Annotated in this window: 13 protein-coding genes; 8 read left to right on the forward strand and 5 right to left on the reverse strand. The window is 65.6% G+C overall.

All coding sequences use genetic code 11. The features are described 5' to 3' along the window. Window positions 1–225: 225 nt before the first annotated feature. From KSS94_RS15690 to KSS94_RS15700, 3 genes are all read right to left on the reverse strand, one after another. Window positions 226–4,686, reverse strand: coding sequence for an NEL-type E3 ubiquitin ligase domain-containing protein (locus KSS94_RS15690; RefSeq protein WP_217839014.1), 4,461 nt, complete (start codon window positions 4,684–4,686; stop codon window positions 226–228). A gap of 76 nt (window positions 4,687–4,762) precedes the next feature. Next, window positions 4,763–7,123 carry a DNA polymerase II gene (locus KSS94_RS15695; protein ID WP_217839015.1) on the reverse strand — a complete coding sequence of 787 codons (2,361 nt, stop codon included), beginning with the start codon at window positions 7,121–7,123 and terminating at the stop codon, window positions 4,763–4,765. Window positions 7,124–7,388: 265 nt separating this feature from the next. After that, window positions 7,389–8,585 carry an MFS transporter gene (locus KSS94_RS15700; RefSeq protein ID WP_217839016.1) on the reverse strand — a complete coding sequence of 399 codons (1,197 nt, stop codon included), beginning with the start codon at window positions 8,583–8,585 and terminating at the stop codon, window positions 7,389–7,391. A gap of 116 nt (window positions 8,586–8,701) precedes the next feature. On the opposite strand from KSS94_RS15700, the gene KSS94_RS15705 reads away from it, so the two are divergent. Further along, window positions 8,702–9,613 (forward strand): LysR family transcriptional regulator, encoded by a 912-nt coding sequence (locus tag KSS94_RS15705; RefSeq protein ID WP_217839017.1) that lies wholly within the window; start codon window positions 8,702–8,704, stop codon window positions 9,611–9,613. Here the strand turns inward: KSS94_RS15705 and KSS94_RS15710 are convergent. Continuing rightward, on the reverse strand, window positions 9,594–10,514 hold the full coding sequence (locus tag KSS94_RS15710) for a LysR substrate-binding domain-containing protein (protein WP_217839018.1): 921 nt from the start codon (window positions 10,512–10,514) through the stop codon (window positions 9,594–9,596). The two genes, KSS94_RS15705 and KSS94_RS15710, sit on opposite strands and share 20 nt — an antisense overlap. A gap of 173 nt (window positions 10,515–10,687) precedes the next feature. Here KSS94_RS15710 and KSS94_RS15715 point away from each other — a divergent pair, with 173 nt between their 5' ends. From KSS94_RS15715 to KSS94_RS15745, 7 genes are all read left to right on the forward strand, one after another. After that, window positions 10,688–11,464 carry a YqcI/YcgG family protein gene (locus KSS94_RS15715; protein WP_217839019.1) on the forward strand — a complete coding sequence of 259 codons (777 nt, stop codon included), beginning with the start codon at window positions 10,688–10,690 and terminating at the stop codon, window positions 11,462–11,464. Between the two features lie 2 nt (window positions 11,465–11,466). Then, complete coding sequence (locus KSS94_RS15720) at window positions 11,467–12,096, forward strand: LysE family translocator (protein WP_217839020.1); 630 nt, start codon at window positions 11,467–11,469, stop codon at window positions 12,094–12,096. 38 nt (window positions 12,097–12,134) lie between these two features. Beyond that, the gene (locus KSS94_RS15725; RefSeq protein WP_225935796.1) at window positions 12,135–13,232 is read left to right on the forward strand and encodes a hypothetical protein; all 1,098 of its coding nucleotides are present in this window, start codon (window positions 12,135–12,137) and stop codon (window positions 13,230–13,232) included. 106 nt (window positions 13,233–13,338) lie between these two features. Then, window positions 13,339–14,055, forward strand: coding sequence for a sel1 repeat family protein (locus KSS94_RS15730; RefSeq protein WP_225935797.1), 717 nt, complete (start codon window positions 13,339–13,341; stop codon window positions 14,053–14,055). A 72-nt stretch (window positions 14,056–14,127) separates the two neighbouring features. Continuing rightward, entirely contained in the window at window positions 14,128–14,826 is a 699-nt protein-coding gene (locus KSS94_RS15735; RefSeq protein WP_217839021.1) for an AzlC family ABC transporter permease, read from the forward strand. Continuing rightward, window positions 14,823–15,137, forward strand: a complete 315-nt coding sequence (locus KSS94_RS15740) for an AzlD domain-containing protein (protein ID WP_217839022.1) — start codon at window positions 14,823–14,825, stop codon at window positions 15,135–15,137. The genes KSS94_RS15735 and KSS94_RS15740 overlap by 4 nt, the downstream gene beginning before the upstream one ends. After that, the gene (locus KSS94_RS15745; protein ID WP_217839023.1) at window positions 15,134–16,006 is read left to right on the forward strand and encodes an AraC family transcriptional regulator; all 873 of its coding nucleotides are present in this window, start codon (window positions 15,134–15,136) and stop codon (window positions 16,004–16,006) included. Before KSS94_RS15740 ends, KSS94_RS15745 begins: the two co-directional genes overlap by 4 nt. 86 nt (window positions 16,007–16,092) lie before the next feature. On the opposite strand, the gene KSS94_RS15750 is transcribed toward KSS94_RS15745, so the two are convergent. Next, the gene (locus KSS94_RS15750; RefSeq protein WP_217839024.1) at window positions 16,093–17,310 is read right to left on the reverse strand and encodes an MFS transporter; all 1,218 of its coding nucleotides are present in this window, start codon (window positions 17,308–17,310) and stop codon (window positions 16,093–16,095) included. Window positions 17,311–17,609 lie beyond the last annotated feature (299 nt).

A 17,609-nucleotide genomic window follows, 5' to 3' on the forward strand; every position in this document is an offset into this window, starting at 1 on the left:
TTCGGCCGTTGTCACATCCAGTAAGGATTTGCGCGGTCGGGTGGTGAGATCATCGCAATGCCGGGCGGTTCCTGGGGTGGGGGGATTTTTCCCTTCGGAAGGCTTTGAAGAGGGGCGCGTCGGGGGAGTCAGGTGCTCGCCTTTACCCTTGTAGGCGCTGCAAGGGTTGTGGCGAGCACCTGGCGGCCCTGACGCAAACACCTTGATAGCGCTACCCCTTTGGGCTCAATCCCCCTCCCCCAAAACCCGCAAGGTCATCTCCAGCATCAAGGCACGCCGCGCTGCCTCGCGCTCATCGCGCACGGCATTCATTTGCGCCATCGCCTCCCCCTCGCCGCCCGGCCCATCCTGTGCCTGCTCCAGCAACCCCTCCAGGCGCTGCTGATACGGCTCATCAAGGCCGGCCAGGCGCTCGGCCTGACTGCGCTCCAGCCAGGTCTGCCAAAACTCCCGGTCGACCAGCGACTCAGCCAGCCGCTCTGGCGTTTGTGCAGCCAGTACCTGAGCCCTGGCCTGCTCAAGCTGCTCTGCGCCCACATTGGCGACCTCGGCGAAGGTCATGTCGCCAGGTTGCGCCGGCAAGTCCAGTGACTCACGCAGGCCGATGCGGTAGGCCAGCACCACTTCAATCTGGTCGGCATCACGCCCCTGAACCTGGCGCGCCGCAATATCCTCGAGGGCGATCGCCTGTACCTGATCCAGTCGCCACAACTGCCGGCCCAGGTGCAGCAGTGCCGCTTGCTCGCCGCCCGTACCCGCATCAACCTGTGCCTGCCACACCAGCATGCGCAGCTCCAGGTTGCTGAAACTCAAGGCCACGCTGTCCTGGCAGGTCAGAACCTGGCGGGCCTGCTCGAAAAGCACCTCGCGCAGCGAGGTGTGGGCGCGCATGGCGTCGAGCATGCAGAACACCCGTTCAGCCAGCGCCGCCGGCCGCCGGCGAAAATCGCTGGTGGCTTGCAACCTGCCAAGCAGGCCCATGAAATCGGCAGAACCTTCCTCCGCCTCCAGCGCATCCCAATCACCGCCCTGCTCGGCCCGCGCGGCATCCCCCATTGCCTGCAGCCAGCCCTGGCGGACCGAGGCTGGCGCGGCCCCTGCGCCGAGGTCGCCACTCCAGTGGGTGCGCATGTACAGCTCGAAACGCAGCGAGGTTTCGGCATCTAGCGGGTTATGCTCCAGCAGGATCGAGCTGCTGACCCACAGCGGGGTCTGGAAAAAGCGCTCGGGCAAGGTGGTGATGTGGTTATCGCGCAGATCGGCGATGGCAAGCTCCAGCCGGCCCAGCAAGGCCGGCGGCATGCTCGGCAGTTGCGCCGCGCGCAGGTTGAGGTTGCGCAGCCGGCTCAAGCGACGCACCGAGAACGTACGCCCCAGCGGGTTGAACGAAAGGTTCAGGTACTGCAGGCTCACGCACCCTTCCAGCATGCGCACCTGGGCCGAGTCGAGGACGATCTGGTTGTCATACAGGTCCAGCTCGGTCAGCTCGACCAGCCGCTCGAGCCCCCCGGGCAGGTTGACCAGCCGGTTGCCGCTGAGCTCGAGCACGCGCACGCCAGGGAAAGCCCGCAGGAACCCTCTCGATACCTGGCGCAGGCCCATGCCACGGAACGATAGTTCACGTACGTGGGCGAAGCTGATCACCTCGGGCAGGTCCGGCAACGACTCCAGGCTGATGCCCAAGAGGCTCAGCCGGTAGCCTGCCACTTCCACACCACCACCGATGATCCGCGGCCCCATGCGTTGCCAGCCACGTACCAGTGCTTCACCGAGATGCCGCCGCTCGTTGCGCTCGGTATTGCTGGTCGCGAAGCCGGCCCAGTCGCGCAGGGTGCTGTGCAAGGCCGACAATTCACCGGCCAGGCGTCCCAACTGCACCTCCACGTTCTGGCCCGCTTCACGGGCACGGCGCGCCCAGTGTTCGATCTCCAGGTCTTCATACAGCGGGTACAGCGCGCGAACCATGGCGTAAAGCGCCCGCGGCCGGCCACGACCCGTGCCGCGCCCGCTCAATGGATAGCCCAGGCGCCCGTCTGCTAGGCGCTGGGGTGGCCTGAACCAGCCCTTCGGGGTGCCCATGCCGAGCACGCCTTCAAGCCGGCTTCGGTTGCTGGCAGCCAGGCGCCCCAGCAATACTCGCAGGTTGTGCGCAAACGGCTCGCTTACACCCACAGCGTTGCGGTCTTCATCGGAAAACGCCGCCGCGAGGGTTTCGAACAGCTCGGCAGGCTCTGCCGTCAGCGCCTGCCCCTGATCATCGAACAACCGCAAGCCATCGACCCCGAATACCAGCTCGAACTGCCGCGCAGCGCTTGACGCACTCTGCAACAACGGTGCTTCTGCCTGCAGGCCGTCATACAACTGCACCCCAAGGTCGCTCGGCATACCGGGCAAATGCGCCAGCAAACCCAGTGCAGCCCGGGCGTGGTCCAGGGTTTGCGGGGTATCGAAATACAAACCCTCGTACACCCTTGCCAGCCGAACCCTGCGCAATGCCTGCGCCGCAGCCTCGGCCAGGGCCAAAGGCACCCGCCCAGTGTCGACCAGCCGCTGGCGCTGTACCGCGCTCACCTGCTCGAGCAGCTCCTGGGCGACATCGTTGGGTAACCCCGGGAATGCGCGCAGCAGCGCCGCCAGCAGTGGCGTATGGCTGTCCTGGCTGGCGTGATAGAGGCGCTCGAACAGGGCCCGCCGCTGTTGCCACGCCAGCTCCGCCAGTTGCTGATCGTTCAGGTCATACGCGCCCGGCAAGTGCTCGGCATGGGTGCGCACGGTGCTGTCCTCAGCCTGTTGGCCACTACGCAAGCGCGCGACCATGCGCCGGATACGACCGTCCAGCGCGGCACGGCGGGTGCAGTCGCGCAGCAGTGCATCCGGCGCTTCGCCGCGCAGGTGCATCGCTCGCAGGTGCTCCTCGCGAGTATCGGTGGCCAGCAATACCTGCTCGATGTCTTCATCCTCCAGCGGGTACTGGGTCAACCCCAGGCGCCGGAACAACTGCAACCGGCTCCAGCGGCCAGGCTCCTCCGACCACAGGCGCCAGGCGCCCGCACCATTACCCAGCAGAAGCGGTGCGCGCCCGTTCCGGGCCTGCAGTTGCCAACGCCCATCCACCGGGCGCTGCCTGACGGCATAGGCGCGCGCCTCCATTTGCACCCAGGCCTGCTCCCCCAGAACACTGACCCCTGCCTCGTCACACCGTGCCTGTGCGGGAATCTGCGTCTCGATAAAAGCCGACAACTCGCCCCGGGCCAGACGTACATCGCCACTGGCAAGGCGTGCCGGCACCAGCTCATCCACCAGCGCAGCGCGGCTCCACGCCGTACGCACCAGCGCCACACCGGCAGCGGTAGCCGCCAGCACCGCCACGTCGGTTGCCACATGGCACAGATGGTCCAGGGCCGCGCTACGATCACCTTCATCCCAGGCTTCGAAACCCTGATAGACCTCACCCAGCAACTGCCAGGCTGCCACCCCCAGCAACGCCAGGCCCAGCCCCGGCACGAACAGGCCGGCCAGGTTGAGTAGCGTCCAGCCTTCAGTGGCCAGGCGCTGGTCATGCGCTTGCTGCACTTCACGGTCGAGCATGGCCACCGGGGTGGCGATCTGCGCGGCGTCGTCCTTGATCTGGGCAATGCGCGCCTTCGCCAAGGTGTCGAACAGCGGCGAGCCCCAGTCGGCCATGTGTTCCTCCAGGTCGATGTTGGCAAGGTCCGATACCCCGGCATAACCACCGATCACCTGGGCAAAGAACGCCTGACTGTCACGCCTGCGCACAAAGCGGCTGAAGAAGCGCTGGTAGCTGGCGGTACGCAGGCGCTTGCCCAGGTCGTTGGCGAACTGGCGCAGGGTGTCGTAGCTGCGCAGCGGCGTTACCGGATCGCCCGGAATGTATACGATGACCCGGCGCGACGAGGTGTACAGCGGGCTCCAGCTCTCGTCACGCACATCCAGCACGACGATCTGCTCCAGGGTACAGCCCAGCAACTTCAAGCGCCTGGCACGAACCGGGTCGCCACGCAGCTTGAGCGAGGCTCGCTGGTCGCACAGTTCGGTGATCAAGCGCTGCTCGTCGGCGTCCAGCGCCCCTGCAACCCAGGCTATGTGCGCGTCCACCCTCAGCGCGCTGCGCTGAAGTTCCGCCAGCAGGTTGCGTGCTCGCAGCGGTTGCAGAACCTGCTCAAGGTGACGTTGGTATTGGCCGCCCAGATCGAGGGTTCGGCAGAATGCTGCAAATCGCGCAGCGCTGGGCAACTCGCCCGACTGGCCCTGCAGGTGCACCAGCCGATTGCCGGCCAGTTGCTGGCCCTGGGCCTGATCGGCCGTGAAGTTGCGAAGCGCTGCCTCGAATGGCGTGATCACTGAGTACACGGCCTGGGTGACAGGCCAGCCAATCGGCTGGGAGGTGATCACCGGTTCCTTGTGACCTTGGCGAAAGCCCACCTGCGCCTCATCCAACCCCAGCTGAGCCTGCATGGCCTGCTGCAGCAATGGCCGGGCAAAGGCCTCCACGCCTTGCAGGCCAGCCAGCAGCTCGGCGCAACGCTCGCGCGCCTGCAGGCTGGCCAGCATGGCCTGGTGCAGCTGCTGCATCTGGGTGACCGATGCCCTGGCGACCCAGGCTGGCAGCCGGTCGGCGATCATCTGATCCTGGTACTGCTGTGCTTCGCTGCGTTGCACGGTCATCACACACCCTCCGGGTTTCGATCAAAGCCGGCAGGCTAGTGGTGGGCGGCGGGCCGCTTGCGGTGCTTATGTATCGTTAGAACAGCGGTATCTGCCGGTCGATCAGGGCGGCAAAGTCATCGCCTACGAACGGCAATATCGCGTCGGCCACAGGTTGCAGCTGACGTATCAGGTAGTGCTGGTGGTCGATGGGGGCCTGATGGTTTTCAAGCGGCTCGGGGCCGGCCGTGGTGATCACGTAGCTGATCCAGCCGCCATTCTGGTACTGCCTGGGGCGGCCCACGCGCAGGTTGTATTGGTCGGCCAGGCGTGCAGCACGCACGTGGGGTGGTACGTTGCGCTGGTAATCGGCCAGCGGCCGGCGCAGGCGTTTGCGGTACACCAGCAGTGCGTCATGCTCGCCGGCCAGCAGGGCCTGCACGGTCGCGCGCAGGTAGTCGCGGTAGGGTTGCCCACGGAACACCCGCCCGTAGAGTTCCTGCTGGAACTGCCGCGCCAACGGCGACCAGTCGGTACGCACCGACTCCAGGCCCTTGTAGACCATGTCCTCACTGCCATCGGCGCGCTGTACAAGGCCTGCGTAGCGTTTCTTGCTGCCTTCGTCGGTGCCGCGGATGGTCGGCATCAGAAAGCGCCGGTAGTGGGTCTCGAACTGCAGCTCCAGGGCACTGGCAAGGCCCTGGGTTTGTTGCAGGTGGCGCGCCCACCACTGGTTGACCTCGGCCACCAGTTCATGGCCGATGCGCGCTGCCGCCGCCTCGTCGTGGGCGCCCTTGAGCCAGACGAAGGTGGAGTCGGTATCGCCATAGATCACGTCGTAGCCACGGGCTTCGATCAGCTCGCGGGTCTGGCGCATGATCTGGTGGCCGCGCATGGTAATGGATGAAGCCAGGCGCGGGTCGAAGAAGCGGCAGCCGCTGGACCCAAGCACCCCGTAGAAGGCGTTCATGATGATCTTCAGCGCCTGGGACAACGCCGCGTTGCCGCTGCGCTTGGCCGCCTCGCGGCCCTGCCACACACGCTCGACGATAGCCGGCAGGCAGTGCTGGCTGCGCGAGAACCGCCCGCCGCGAAAGCCTTCCACCGAATGCGTATCGTCGGGCTGGCGCAGACCTTCGACCAGGCCCACCGGGTCGATCAGGAAGGTGCGGATGATCGACGGGTACAGGCTCTTGTAGTCGAGCACCAGCACCGAGTCGTACAGGCCTGGGCGCGAATCCATGACGAAGCCGCCCGGGCTGGCCTCGTCCGGGCGGCTGCCCAGGTTGGGGGCCACGAAACCCAGGCGGTGCATGGGCGGGATGTACAAATGGCAGAACGCGGCCACCGAGCCGCCGCTGCGGTCCACCGGCAGGCCGGTGACGCTGGCGCGCTCAAGCAAGAATTCCAGCAGCCGGGTGTGGGCGAAAATCCGCGTCACCAGCTCGCAGTCCTTGAGGTTGTAGCGGGCCAGGGCCGGCTTGTCCTCGGCGAACATACGGTTGATTTCGTCCATGCGCTGGTACGGGGTATCGATCGCCTTGCCCTCCCCGAGTAACTGCTGGGCGACGCTCTCCAGGCTGAACGAGGGGAAGCTCCAGGTGGCCGAGCGCAGCGCCTCGATGCCGTCGATCAGCAGGCGGCCCGGTGCCTCGGCGAAGAAGTGGCTGCGGCTGCCGTGTTCGCGCAGGTGCAGCGGCGCACTGTCGCGGCCCAGGGCCAGTGGTACGTTCAGCCGTTTGGCGTGTTCGTGCAACAGGCGCAGGTCGAACTGCACCAGGTTCCAGCCGATGATCGCGTCCGGGTCGTGCCGGGCCAGCCATTGGTTGAGGCACTGCAGCAGTTCGGTGCGGCTCTGGCAGAAGTGCAGCTCAAAATCCACGTCCGCAGCCGGGCCGTCATCTGTGCCGAGCATGTACACGGTGCGCTGGCCGCAGCCCTCCAGGGCAATGCTGTACAGCTCGCCGCGCTCGCTGGTCTCGATATCCAGCGACACCAGGCGCAGTGGCGGCCGATAGTCCGGGTCGGGCTTGAGCTGGGCGCCGCACAGCACGCCCTGGGCATCGGGCTGGCCATCGAACAGCACCGGCGCGGTGATGAAACGCTCCATCAGGTAGCGCTCCGGCGGGCGGATATCGGCCTCGTACACCTCGACGCCAGCGGCGCGCAAACGCTTGTCGAGGGCGATCATCTGGCGGTGCTGGTTGCAGTACAGGCCCATGACCGGGCGTTGCTCGAAGTCGCGAAGTTGCAAAGGCCTGAGCTCGACGCCCTGCTCGCCGGCAAGCAGCAGCCGGGCATGCTCGGCCTGGGCGGCGGGGATGAATGCCACCGAAGGTTGCGGCGCAAGGCGCAGGCGGCGCGGGCCTTGGTCGGTGGCCAGCCAGAACTCCACGCAGGTACCTTCGGGGGTGTCGTGCCAGTGGCGGGTCAGGACGAAGCCCTGCTGGAGCTGCACTGCGAAGGACCTCGGGTGGGTGCGGGCGATTGCGAGGCGGCCAGTGTACCGCAATCGCCGGGCCAAGCCTGCTCGCGCAGTGCTGCGCGATGCCCAAACCAGGCTCCTATGGAACAAATCACAAATCGTTGATTTAACGAAAATTCTGTGAGAGCGGCTTCAGCCGCGAACACCGGCGAAGCCGGTGCTATCTAGCGCGGCGCCTGCTTCGCGGCTAAAGCCGCTCCTACAGGTACAGCGCAGGCCTGTGGAACACAAGCCGCCCTTACCGCGCGCCCGCCGTGAACCCGGCCTTGCGCCCGCCGTAGGTCAGCAGCCATGCCAACGCAATCAGCCCCAGCGCCACAGGCCCGAAAGCCCCGACACCCGAACCGCTCAGCAGCAGCCCGCCGACAATCCCGCCTAGCGCGATGGCACTGTTCCATACCGTCACCAGCATCGACTGCGCCACATCACCCCCCTCGCCCGCCGCATCGGCGCAGGCGGTTTGCAGCAAGGTCGGCGCGCCACCATAGGTCAGCCCCCACAGCGCCACGCTGGCGTGCATCAGCCAGGCCGAACCCTGTACCTGGCCCAGTGCCAGGGTGGCCAGGGCAAAGCCGGCCAGGCACAGCAGCACCAGAGCGCGCAGGTGATAATCCACCCACAACCCCACCAGGGCGATGCCGGCCAGCGACGCAAGACCGAAGGTCATCAGCACCAGGCCGGTATCGGCGGCCATGCCTGCTGCCGCGAGCAGCGGCACGATGTAGGTGTAGAGGATGTTGTGGCCCAGGATCCAGGCCAGGATCACCAGCAGCACCCGCGCCACCCCGGGGGTACGCAGCACCGCCAGCGCAGCCGGGCGCCGGCCGGCCTGCTGGCCAGGGAAGTCCGGTACCGCGCGCAGCACCCAGACGGCCAGCAGCAAGGCGGCCAGGGTCACCACCGCGAAGGTCGCCCGCCACCCCAGCCACACCCCCAGCCAGGTGGCAATCGGCAAACCCAACGACAACGCGATGGGCTGGCCGAGCATGGCCACCGCCATGGCCTTGCCCTGCTGCGCCGGGGCCACCATGCGCCGCGCATGCCCGGCGATCAAACCCCAGGCCAGCCCGCTGGCCGCGCCGGTGCAAAAGCGCAGCAGCAGGGTCAGGTGGTTGTCGCGGGACAGCACGGTCAGGCCATTGAACAGCACGAAGCTGCCGATCGCCAGCAGCAAGGCCCGGCGCCGGCGCCAGCCTTGGGTGAAGGTCACCAGCGGGATCGCGCTCAACAGCGCACCAAGGGCATAAGCGGTGACCCACTGCCCGGCCATGGCCTGGCTGATGTGCATGCCACCGGCAATCTGGTCGAGCAGCCCGGCAGGCAGCGTTTCGCTGAGGATGGCGATGAAACCGGTCAGCGCCAGGGCCAACAGGCCACTTAGCGGCAGCCGTGTGCTCTGGGTCGGTGCCTGGGCGGCGGTGATCGAGGTGGGCATGGGGTTTCCTTTGAATGCTGATCCAGGCCGGCATCCTGCTATGGGGAGGCATTACGGAAAAAGACGGGTAGAATTCCGATCACCTCGGACACTAATGTCCGTAATCGGAGGGCAACATGGACAGCCTCAGCGGTTTCGTGGTTTTCAACCGGGTGGCCGAAACCCGCAGTTTCGTCGCCGCTGGGCAGTCGCTGGGCCTGAGCGCCTCGGCTGTGGGCAAGCGGGTCTCGCGCCTGGAAGGCCGGCTGGGCGTGCGGCTGTTCCACCGCAGCACGCGCAGCATCACCCTCACCGCCGAGGGCGAACTGTTCCTTGAACGCAGCCGGCGCATCCTGGCCGAGATCGAGGCCACCGAGCAGGCGCTGCTGGAGGCCAGCAGCACCCCGCGCGGGCGCCTGCGGGTGAGCCTGCCGCAGGTGACCGGGCTGGTGATGCCGGCCCTGGCCGAGTTCATGGCGCGCTACCCGGATGTGGAGCTGGACCTGGATTTCAGCGACCGCATGGTCGATATCGTTGGCGAGGGCTTCGATGTGGTGCTGCGCGGCGGGCACCCGGTGGATTCGCGGCTCAATGCGAAGTTTCTCGGCCACTTCCAGCACTGCCTGGTGGCCTCCCCCGAATACCTGCGCGAGCGCGGCACCCCGCTGCACCCGCGCGAGTTGGCCGGGCACAGTTGCCTGCACTATCGCTTCCCCAGCAGCGGCAAGCTGGAAACCTGGCCGCTACGCCGCGAGCACCCCGAGCAGGACTACGACATCCCCATCTCGATGGTCTGCAACCACGTCGAGACCCGCGTGTGCTTTGCCCTGAACCACCGCGGCATCACCTGCCTGCCGGACTTCAACGTGCGCAAGGAACTGAACAGCGGCAACCTGGTGAGCGTGCTCGACGACTTCATCGAGCGGCGCGGCAGCTTCTACCTGCTCTGGCCGTCGGGCCGGCACATGCCGCCCAAGCTGCGGGTGTTCATCGACTTCATGCTCGAGCGGGTGTTCCCCAACGCCTCGTTCAGTCGTACAGGTAGCTGATGTCGCGGCGGGTCAGTGTCGGGACCTGGGCCGCCAGGTAGTCGCGCAGGCGCTCCATCTGCCGGGCCTTGGGGCTGGACTTGAGCCAGATCATGTAATAGCCGTCGCCGGTGGACACGGCCTGGGGGAACGGCGTGACCAGGTTGCCTGCGGCCAGGTCGGCGCTGGCCAGCACCAGGTCGACCACCGAGATGCCCAGCCCTTGCTGGGCCGCTGAAATACCCTGGTCGAGGGTGTCGAACACCTGGCCTTGGTCAATGTTGATGTCCAGGCCATCCACCCGCGCCAACCAGCGCCGCCAGTCGCGACGGTCCGGCGAGGGGTGGAGAAACTCGCAATCGCGCAGCACTGCCAAGTCGGGCGCAGGCTCGGCCAGATAGTCAGGGTGGCACACCGGGATCAGCCATTCATCAAACAGCTTCAAGCTCTCCACGTCGGCCGCAAAGCGCCCGCTGCCCAGCAGAATGGCGCAGTCGTAGGGCTCGGAGTACAAGTCCACCGAGTCGATGTCCATCCACACGCTCGACAGTTGCACCGGGCAGTTGCTGTCGAGCTTCTTGAAGCCGTCCAGGGCCCGCAGCAACCAGCGCACGGTAAGCGTGGACGGGGCTTTCAGGCGCAGGCCATAGCGGTCCTGGCGTAGCAGCGCGCAGGCGTTTTCGATGATCTTGAAACCGACCTTGAGCTCCTGGGCCAGCAGGCTGCCGTGCTCGGTCAGCCGCAACTTGGGGCCGCGGCGTTCGAACAGGTCGCAACCGAAAAGCGCCTCGAGGGTCTTGATATGGTGACTGACCGCCCCCTGGGTGAGCGCCAGCTCCTGGGCGGCGCGGGTGAAAGAGCCGTAACGCGAGGCGACTTCGAAGGCGCGCAGGGCATGCAGGGCTTGAATCCGTTCCGACATCAGGGGCATTCCAGAGCATGAGCAGGACTAATAGTAGGTCATAGATCCAGGCGTTTTACAATGCAGGGAGCGCGTCGGAAAATGCTGCGAAAACAATAATTACAGAGTGTAAAACCGCATGACCAAGCCGGAAAACCTCTCTAATTTCAGACGCGAATACCCCTGGGGAAATCATGTTTACGGGTTATGGAAACTGCTACCGCCTGGATGCGCTCGAGCTCGCCGATGAACATGTGCAAAACAGGCACCACTGGACACACAAGGCCTTGCAACACTTCAAGGAAACCCTCGCCAACCCCGACTTCCCCTGCCTGTTCGGGCGCAAGGCGGTGAATGCACGCACGTGCCACATCATCTTCGCCAGCGCCGGCAACCTGGCAGCGGATATTGCCCGCGGCCTTGCCGACTACATCAGCAGCATCGCCCCGATCCCCCTCAAGCAGCGGGTCGGCAACCCGCTGCTGGTGTTTCTTGAAACCGCCCCCGACACCACGCTTGCGCAGCAGCAAGCGCTGGCCTGGGACGTGCTGGGCCAGGTACACGCCCGCGACCCGCAACCCTGGCCCGCCGACATGCCACGCGACCCGCATGACGCACAATGGGCGTTCTGCTTCGCCGGTGTGCCGCTGTTCATCAACATGAACTTCCCCGCCCACCAGTTGATGAAAAGCCGCAACCTGGGCAAGCACATCGCCTGGGTGGTCAACCCGCGCGAGAGCTTCGACGAAGTGGCCAGCGCCACAACCGACAGCGGCCAGCGCATCCGCGCGCGTATTCGCGAGCGGGTGGGCCACTACAACGACGGCGTGATGCCTGACACCCTGGGTTTTTTCGGCCATCACGACAACTACGAATGGCAGCAGTACCAGCTGCAGGAACCCGGCTCGCTGAACCCGGCGCGCTGCCCGTTCCACGCCCCTGCAACAACCGACTCACTGATCGAGAACTGAACGTGAATACCGCACTTACCGCCACCTATGCCCTCACCGTCCTGCTGCTGATCGCCACGCCAGGCCCGGTGGTAGCGCTGATCGTCAATACCGCCGCCGCCTCCGGCTCGCGCAAGGCGCTGTTCACCGCCATCGGCACCAACTGGGCATCGCTGGTGCTAATTGGCGCCGCAGCCTGGGTCATCATGACCAGCGCCGCCATCGACAAGGCCTGGCTGAACGGCATGAGCCTTGTGGGCTGCCTGTTCATCGGCTACATCGCCCTGGGTACCCTGCGCGAGGCCCTGCAGGCGCCAGTTGCCCCTGCCGCCGAGCAGGCCGCCGTGCCCCCTGGCCGTGGCGGCTTGCTGCAAGGCTTCATGGTGGGCATCTCCAACCCGAAGGACATCATCTTCTTCATCTCGTTCTTCCCGCAGTTCATCCAGATCACCGAGTCGTTCGGCAAGAGCATGGTGGTGCTGTCGCTGTTGTGGATCGCCATCGACTTCGCCGTGCTCAGCCTCTACATCTTCGCCATCGGCCGCATCGCCTCGCAGCGCAGCAGCCGCATCATCAGCCTGGCCTCGGGGGTCGCGCTGGCGCTGATCGCCGCCGTGGGCCTGGCTTACAACCTGCGTGAACTGGCGGCCTGAAAACCGGCTTCGACAACGACAATAACGAAGGAGCGCCCATGCGCAGCCGCGATACCTCGATGCACAGCGTGGGCACCGCCTTCCCCCTGCAACTCGATTACCAGCGTTTCCTGCAACTGGGCAGCCGCCGCGCGCCACAGACGCTGTATGTGCATGAGCGTGGCTACCGCTCGGGCACCATCAATACCGATGCATTGGGGATGCGCTACAGCTATCTCGCCGGCAAGCGCCATTCGCTGGCCGAGCGTGGCAGTTCGGCGCGGGTCAATCTGCTGGTAGGCGGCTCGTGCGCCCTTGGGATCGGTGCCAGCTCCGACGAACATACAGTGGCCTCCTGCCTGTCGGCGCTGACCGGCGAAGTCTGGCTGACCCTGGCGGGCTGCGGGCTCAGCGCCACACAAGAGCTGCTGATGTTCCTGACCCACCAGCACCGACTCGGCCAGGTAGGCCACGTGGTGGTACTTAGCGGCCTCAATACCCTCGCCCAGGACACCCTGGCCGACCTGCTGGCCGGCAGCCAGGACCCCCACCGCGCCCAGGCCTACCAGGCCTTTTTGAACCGCTTCAACGAAGGGGTCCAGGCCGCCGCCGAACCCCGTCAGGACTCGCTGTGGCGGCGCCTGGCCGACGCCTTGGCGCCGCGCCAGGCGCAAGCCTGGCCAACCCTGGACACACTCCCTGCGCCCGACAAACGCCTGGCCGTTGCCGCCGACTGCATAGGCCGCACCCTGTGCCAGTGGGAACGCTTGCTGGCCAACAGCCACACCAGCCTCACCTTCATCCTCCAGCCGCTGCTGCCATGGTGCCGGGACGTGGTTCCTGCCAGTGAGCAGCAAATGCTGCAGGGCTTGCAGCAACAACCGAGCAATTTCGACCGGCTGCTGGACGCCACGTTCGAGCGCCAACTGCACCCGGCATTTTTCCGTCGCCTGAAAAGCCAGGCCGACCCGGTCCCCTGCTACGACATGAACGGCATGCTCAGCAGCTCGCCGGTATTCGCCGAACACCTGTTCGTCGACCGCCTGCACTTCAATGACCTGGGCAACAACGCCCTGGCCAAGGTGATCACCGCCAAGCTGGGCCTGGCGCAGGACAAGTACGCGGTCGCCAGGAGCACGCCTGCAAGGCTGGCCTGACGGGCTTCGTCCGATAGTCACGACAGCGGGGTTTCGGCAAATGCCGATGGCTGGCTAGAATACGCCGTCGTCGCCCTGACCCGCCTGAGGCCCACGCGTAACCGCCATGACCTTCAAAGCTGCTTGTCCACGCTCGCGTCTACTGCGCATCGCAGCCCTGCCGCTGCTGCTGAACGCAGTCGCCGCGCAGGCCCTGGAGGTGAGCATCGACCCCCATGCCGACCTGCTGTACCGCCAGGCCCTGCCGCTGCTGGAGCAGGCCGATGAAGTGGACGACAGCCCCAGCCCGTTGCGCACCGCCAGCACAGACCCCGAACTGACTCGCCAGGGCCAGGCCATGGCGCGCACCCTGCCAACAGCCGTGGCACTGCTGGAAAAATCCGTGGCCCTGGGCCACCCGGTGGCGCAGTACCGCCTGGCGCTTTACTACACCACCTACCTGCCCGCCGCGCAGATCGCCGACGCCGCCTGCCCGCTGCTGGAGGCCAGCCTCAAGCAGGGGTTTGCCCCGCCGGCCCTGGCCATCGCCCACTGGTGTCAACCCTACAACGCAAGCCCCGCGTACCGCGAAGCGCTGGAGACGGTGCCAAGCATGGCCACGCTGTATGCCCCCTACTACCCGCAGCCAGCCGCCCGCCTGGCCTGCAACCGCGCCCGCCCGCAGGGGCTGGAGATGCAGTGGGGCCGCCAGCGCGATTACCAGGCCGAGGTGTACCGCCTGCTCGGCGACCTCGACCCTTCGCGGCGCCAGGCGCTCCTGCAAAAAGCCGTGGACATCAATGGCTGCGCCGCCGCTGCTCAGCGCCTGACCAGCAGCCGCTGAGCAAGATCGTTCAAGCCAGCGGCAATGGCTGTCTGGCATGCTGGCCTGCCTTGTCGAATCGTTGTAGTACCCATGCCCAGCCCCGCCGTTGCTCGCCATGCCTTTACCAAGGGTGCCATCGCCATCCTGCCACTGTCCCTGGCCGTCGCCCCCTGGGGGCTGCTGGCAGGTTCAATGGCCATCGAAGCCAACCTCAGCCCCTGGCAAGGCCAGGGCCTGTCGGCCATCGTCTTTGCCGGCGCCGCGCAACTGGTGGCCATCGGCATGCTCAAGGGCGGCGCGAACCTGTTCTCGATCCTGCTGACCACCCTGCTGCTGACCTCGCAGCATCTGCTGTACGGGTTGTCGATGCGCCCGGTGCTGTCGGGGCTGCCGACCCGCTGGAGGCTAGGCCTGGGCTTTCTGCTCACCGATGAGTTCTTCGCCCTGACCAGCCACCACGACCAGCAGCAGTTCAACCGCTGGTATGCCCTGGGCGTGGGCCTGACCTTCTACGTGGCATGGAACCTGTTCACCCTGGCCGGCATCGTCCTTGGCCAGAACATCCCGCACCTTGACCAGTTGGGCCTGGACTTTTCAATCGTCGCCACCTTCGTTGCGCTGATCGCGCCACTGGTGCGCAACCTGCCAACCGTGGTGTGCGTGGCCGTGTCGCTGTTCTGCTCGGTGCTGTTCAGCTACTGGCACTGGGAAACCGCGCTGGTCGCAGCCGGCCTGCTGGGCATGGCCGCCGGTTTCATCTGCCAGAAACTCTCCGGAGGCCGCCCATGATCTGGCTGCTGATCTTTGCCATGGGCGCGGTGGTGTTCCTCAACCGCTACGCCTTCCTCGAGCCACGCCTGCCACTGCGCCTGAGCTCCAATGCCCGGCAGTTCCTCGGCTTTGCGGTGCCCGGCATGCTCACCGCCATCTGCGGGCCGATCATTTTCCTGCCCGAGCATCAGTTGCAGTTGAGCCTGCTCAACCCGTACCTGCTCGGCGCGCTGGTGGCCATCGCCCTGGTGCTGTTGACCCGCAGCGTGTTGCTGAGCATGCTGGTGAGCATGTTGATCTTCTTCCTCCTGCGCAGCTGGCTGGCATGACCACGCCCCTGCGCGAACAGACTCACCTGTGGCAGGCGCCGGCGCTCGGCGACGTGGAAATGCTGCACGCGCGCTACCTGCAACAACGCTTCGCCCCGCATGTGCATGAAGGTTATGTGTTCACCGTGATCGAGTCGGGGGCGCAGCGTTTCTGGCACCGCGGCAGCGAGCACCTGGCGCCGGTCGGCAGCATGGTACTGATCAACCCTGACGAGTTGCACACCGGCGCCACCGCCCACGAGGCCGGTTGGCGCTACCGGGGCTTCTACCCGGAGCATGCGCGGGTTACCGGGGTGCTCGACGAGCTGGAGCTGGGCCGCCATGGCATGCCGTACTTCAAGGACAGCGTGATCCACGACCCGGCCCTGGCCGCCGCATTCAGCCAACTGAACCAACGCTGCGAGGCCGGCGCCAGTGCGCTGGAGCAACAAACCGCCTGGCGCCAGGCAGTGCTGGCGCTGGTGCAGCGCCACGGCCACTGCGTCGAGCCCGCCGCCCCCGGCAAGGAGCCGCTGGCGGTGGCCCGCGCGCGCGAGCTGCTGGAGAGCCGCCTGGCCGAACCGCCCTCGCTGGAGGACCTGGCCGCCGCCGTCAACCTCTCGCCGTTCCACTTCGCCCGGGTATTCCGCCAGGCCACCGGCCTGCCGCCCCACGCCTGGCTAAAGCAGCGGCGCCTGGCACGCGCGCGGGAGCTGCTGCGCAGCGGGCTGCCGGCTCTGGAAGTGGCGCTGGCCCTGGGTTTTGCCGACCAGAGCCATTTGAGCCGGCAGTTCAAGCAGGCTTATGGGGTGACGCCTGGGGCCTACCGGCAGGCGTGCCTGCTCACCACGGCAGCTCCAGCTGCAATTGATCCACATCCTTTCGCCTGATCTTTACGCCGACACCCACCAGGCGTAGCCCGCCGCCCTCAACAATTGGTGAAAGCTCCATCCAGCCATCCTTGGCCAGGCCGGCACTAAGCACGATCGTCGGCATCATCGGTATTTCTTTTGATGTTCCAGCGCAAAGGCGCGATAAACAACAGCAATGTCATCCAGATGAAAGTCGCGGGCCCGGCCAGCACGAATACCATGCTGGCGATCAGGCCAGAAACTGCATCGCCGACGACCGCCGTGAAGTAGTAGAGGGAGAAGTTCCTGCCGACCTGTCGCTCATCGGACAGGCATTGGATGTTGGTAACGATAGCAATATCGACGAAGGCGCCGACGAAGCCGACCACGAACAACAGCACCAAAAATGCCGGGGCGCTGAACTGCAGCACCACCGCAGCGGCGAGGAACAGCGCGCCGTACAGCGCCCAATAGCGCAACACCAGGCGTGCGCTGGTTCGCGGGTTGAAGCGGGTGTACAACAGCCCACCAAGTACAGTCCCGCAGGCCAGGAGCGAGAACACGTAGCCCACCGCCGCCTCCGAACCGAAGTGCTCGAGCACCGATGCCGGCAGGATGAAGCGAATCACCGAAGTTGCGAACATCGCGCACAGCGTGGTGCAACAGATCACCGCGAACAGTGGTGCGTTGCTCACCCGCAACTGCCTCACGCTGCTGGCCGCATCGCGGATCACTGCTCGCCCGTCGAATGCCGTCGAAGCACCAGCCCCCAACGCAGGCAGCAGACTGACGCTGGCCGCTGACAACACCAGGCATGCGGAAAAAAACAGGAAGGTCAGGTTGCCCCCCAGGGACAGCGCGAACGCCGAGAACACCAGCGGGCCGAGTATCGATGCAAGGTCCTCAAGCACCTGCACGCCACTGTTTACCGACGGCAGCTGTTCCTGTGTCACGATGCCTGGGAAGTACGCCCGAAATGTCGGCACGTAAAGGCAATCCAGTGCGGTCATCAGCATGGCCAGCAGAGTCACCTGCCACAGCGCCGGGGTTGCCATGCCAAACAGGGCGAAGAACGCCAGCGCCAGCAGCCCCTTGCCTAACTCGACCGCCAACAGCGTACGGCGTTTCTGGCAGTTGTCCGCCAGCCAGCCACCGATCGGGGAAAACACCGCGCTGGGCAGATAGCGCAAAAAGTACACCAGCCCAATCAGCAGCAGGTTGGCCTCGGTCATCGACACGATGGCCACGGCAAATGCCGTTTCGAAAGCGAACTCGCCGCACTTGGAAAAGCTGTAGCCCACTGAAAGCGCCCGGGTACTGCGGTTGATGGTCAATGCTTGCATGTCTGCCAGTGATCCTCAGCCGGCGGTATAGGTCAATTCAATATCGGTGATGCACTGCCCCGATGTGTCGAACCGATCGAAGAGCAGTTGCCTGAAAATGTTCTGCCCCGCTCTTTGAACAGCTTGTGCAACTTAAGTTAAAGAGTGGGCGCTGATTACCAAACTGCCCGTTATTGAAAAATGCATGCTCCACACTACACATCAGGTTACGGGCTGCTGCGCAACAGAGTCTGACGTTCATGTTCGCCAACGCCCCTCTCAACACCACCGCATTTCGGCGTTGAGCAATTCGGCAGCAG

The organism is Pseudomonas fakonensis (assembly GCF_019139895.1).
Lineage (GTDB): Bacteria > Pseudomonadota > Gammaproteobacteria > Pseudomonadales > Pseudomonadaceae > Aquipseudomonas > Aquipseudomonas fakonensis.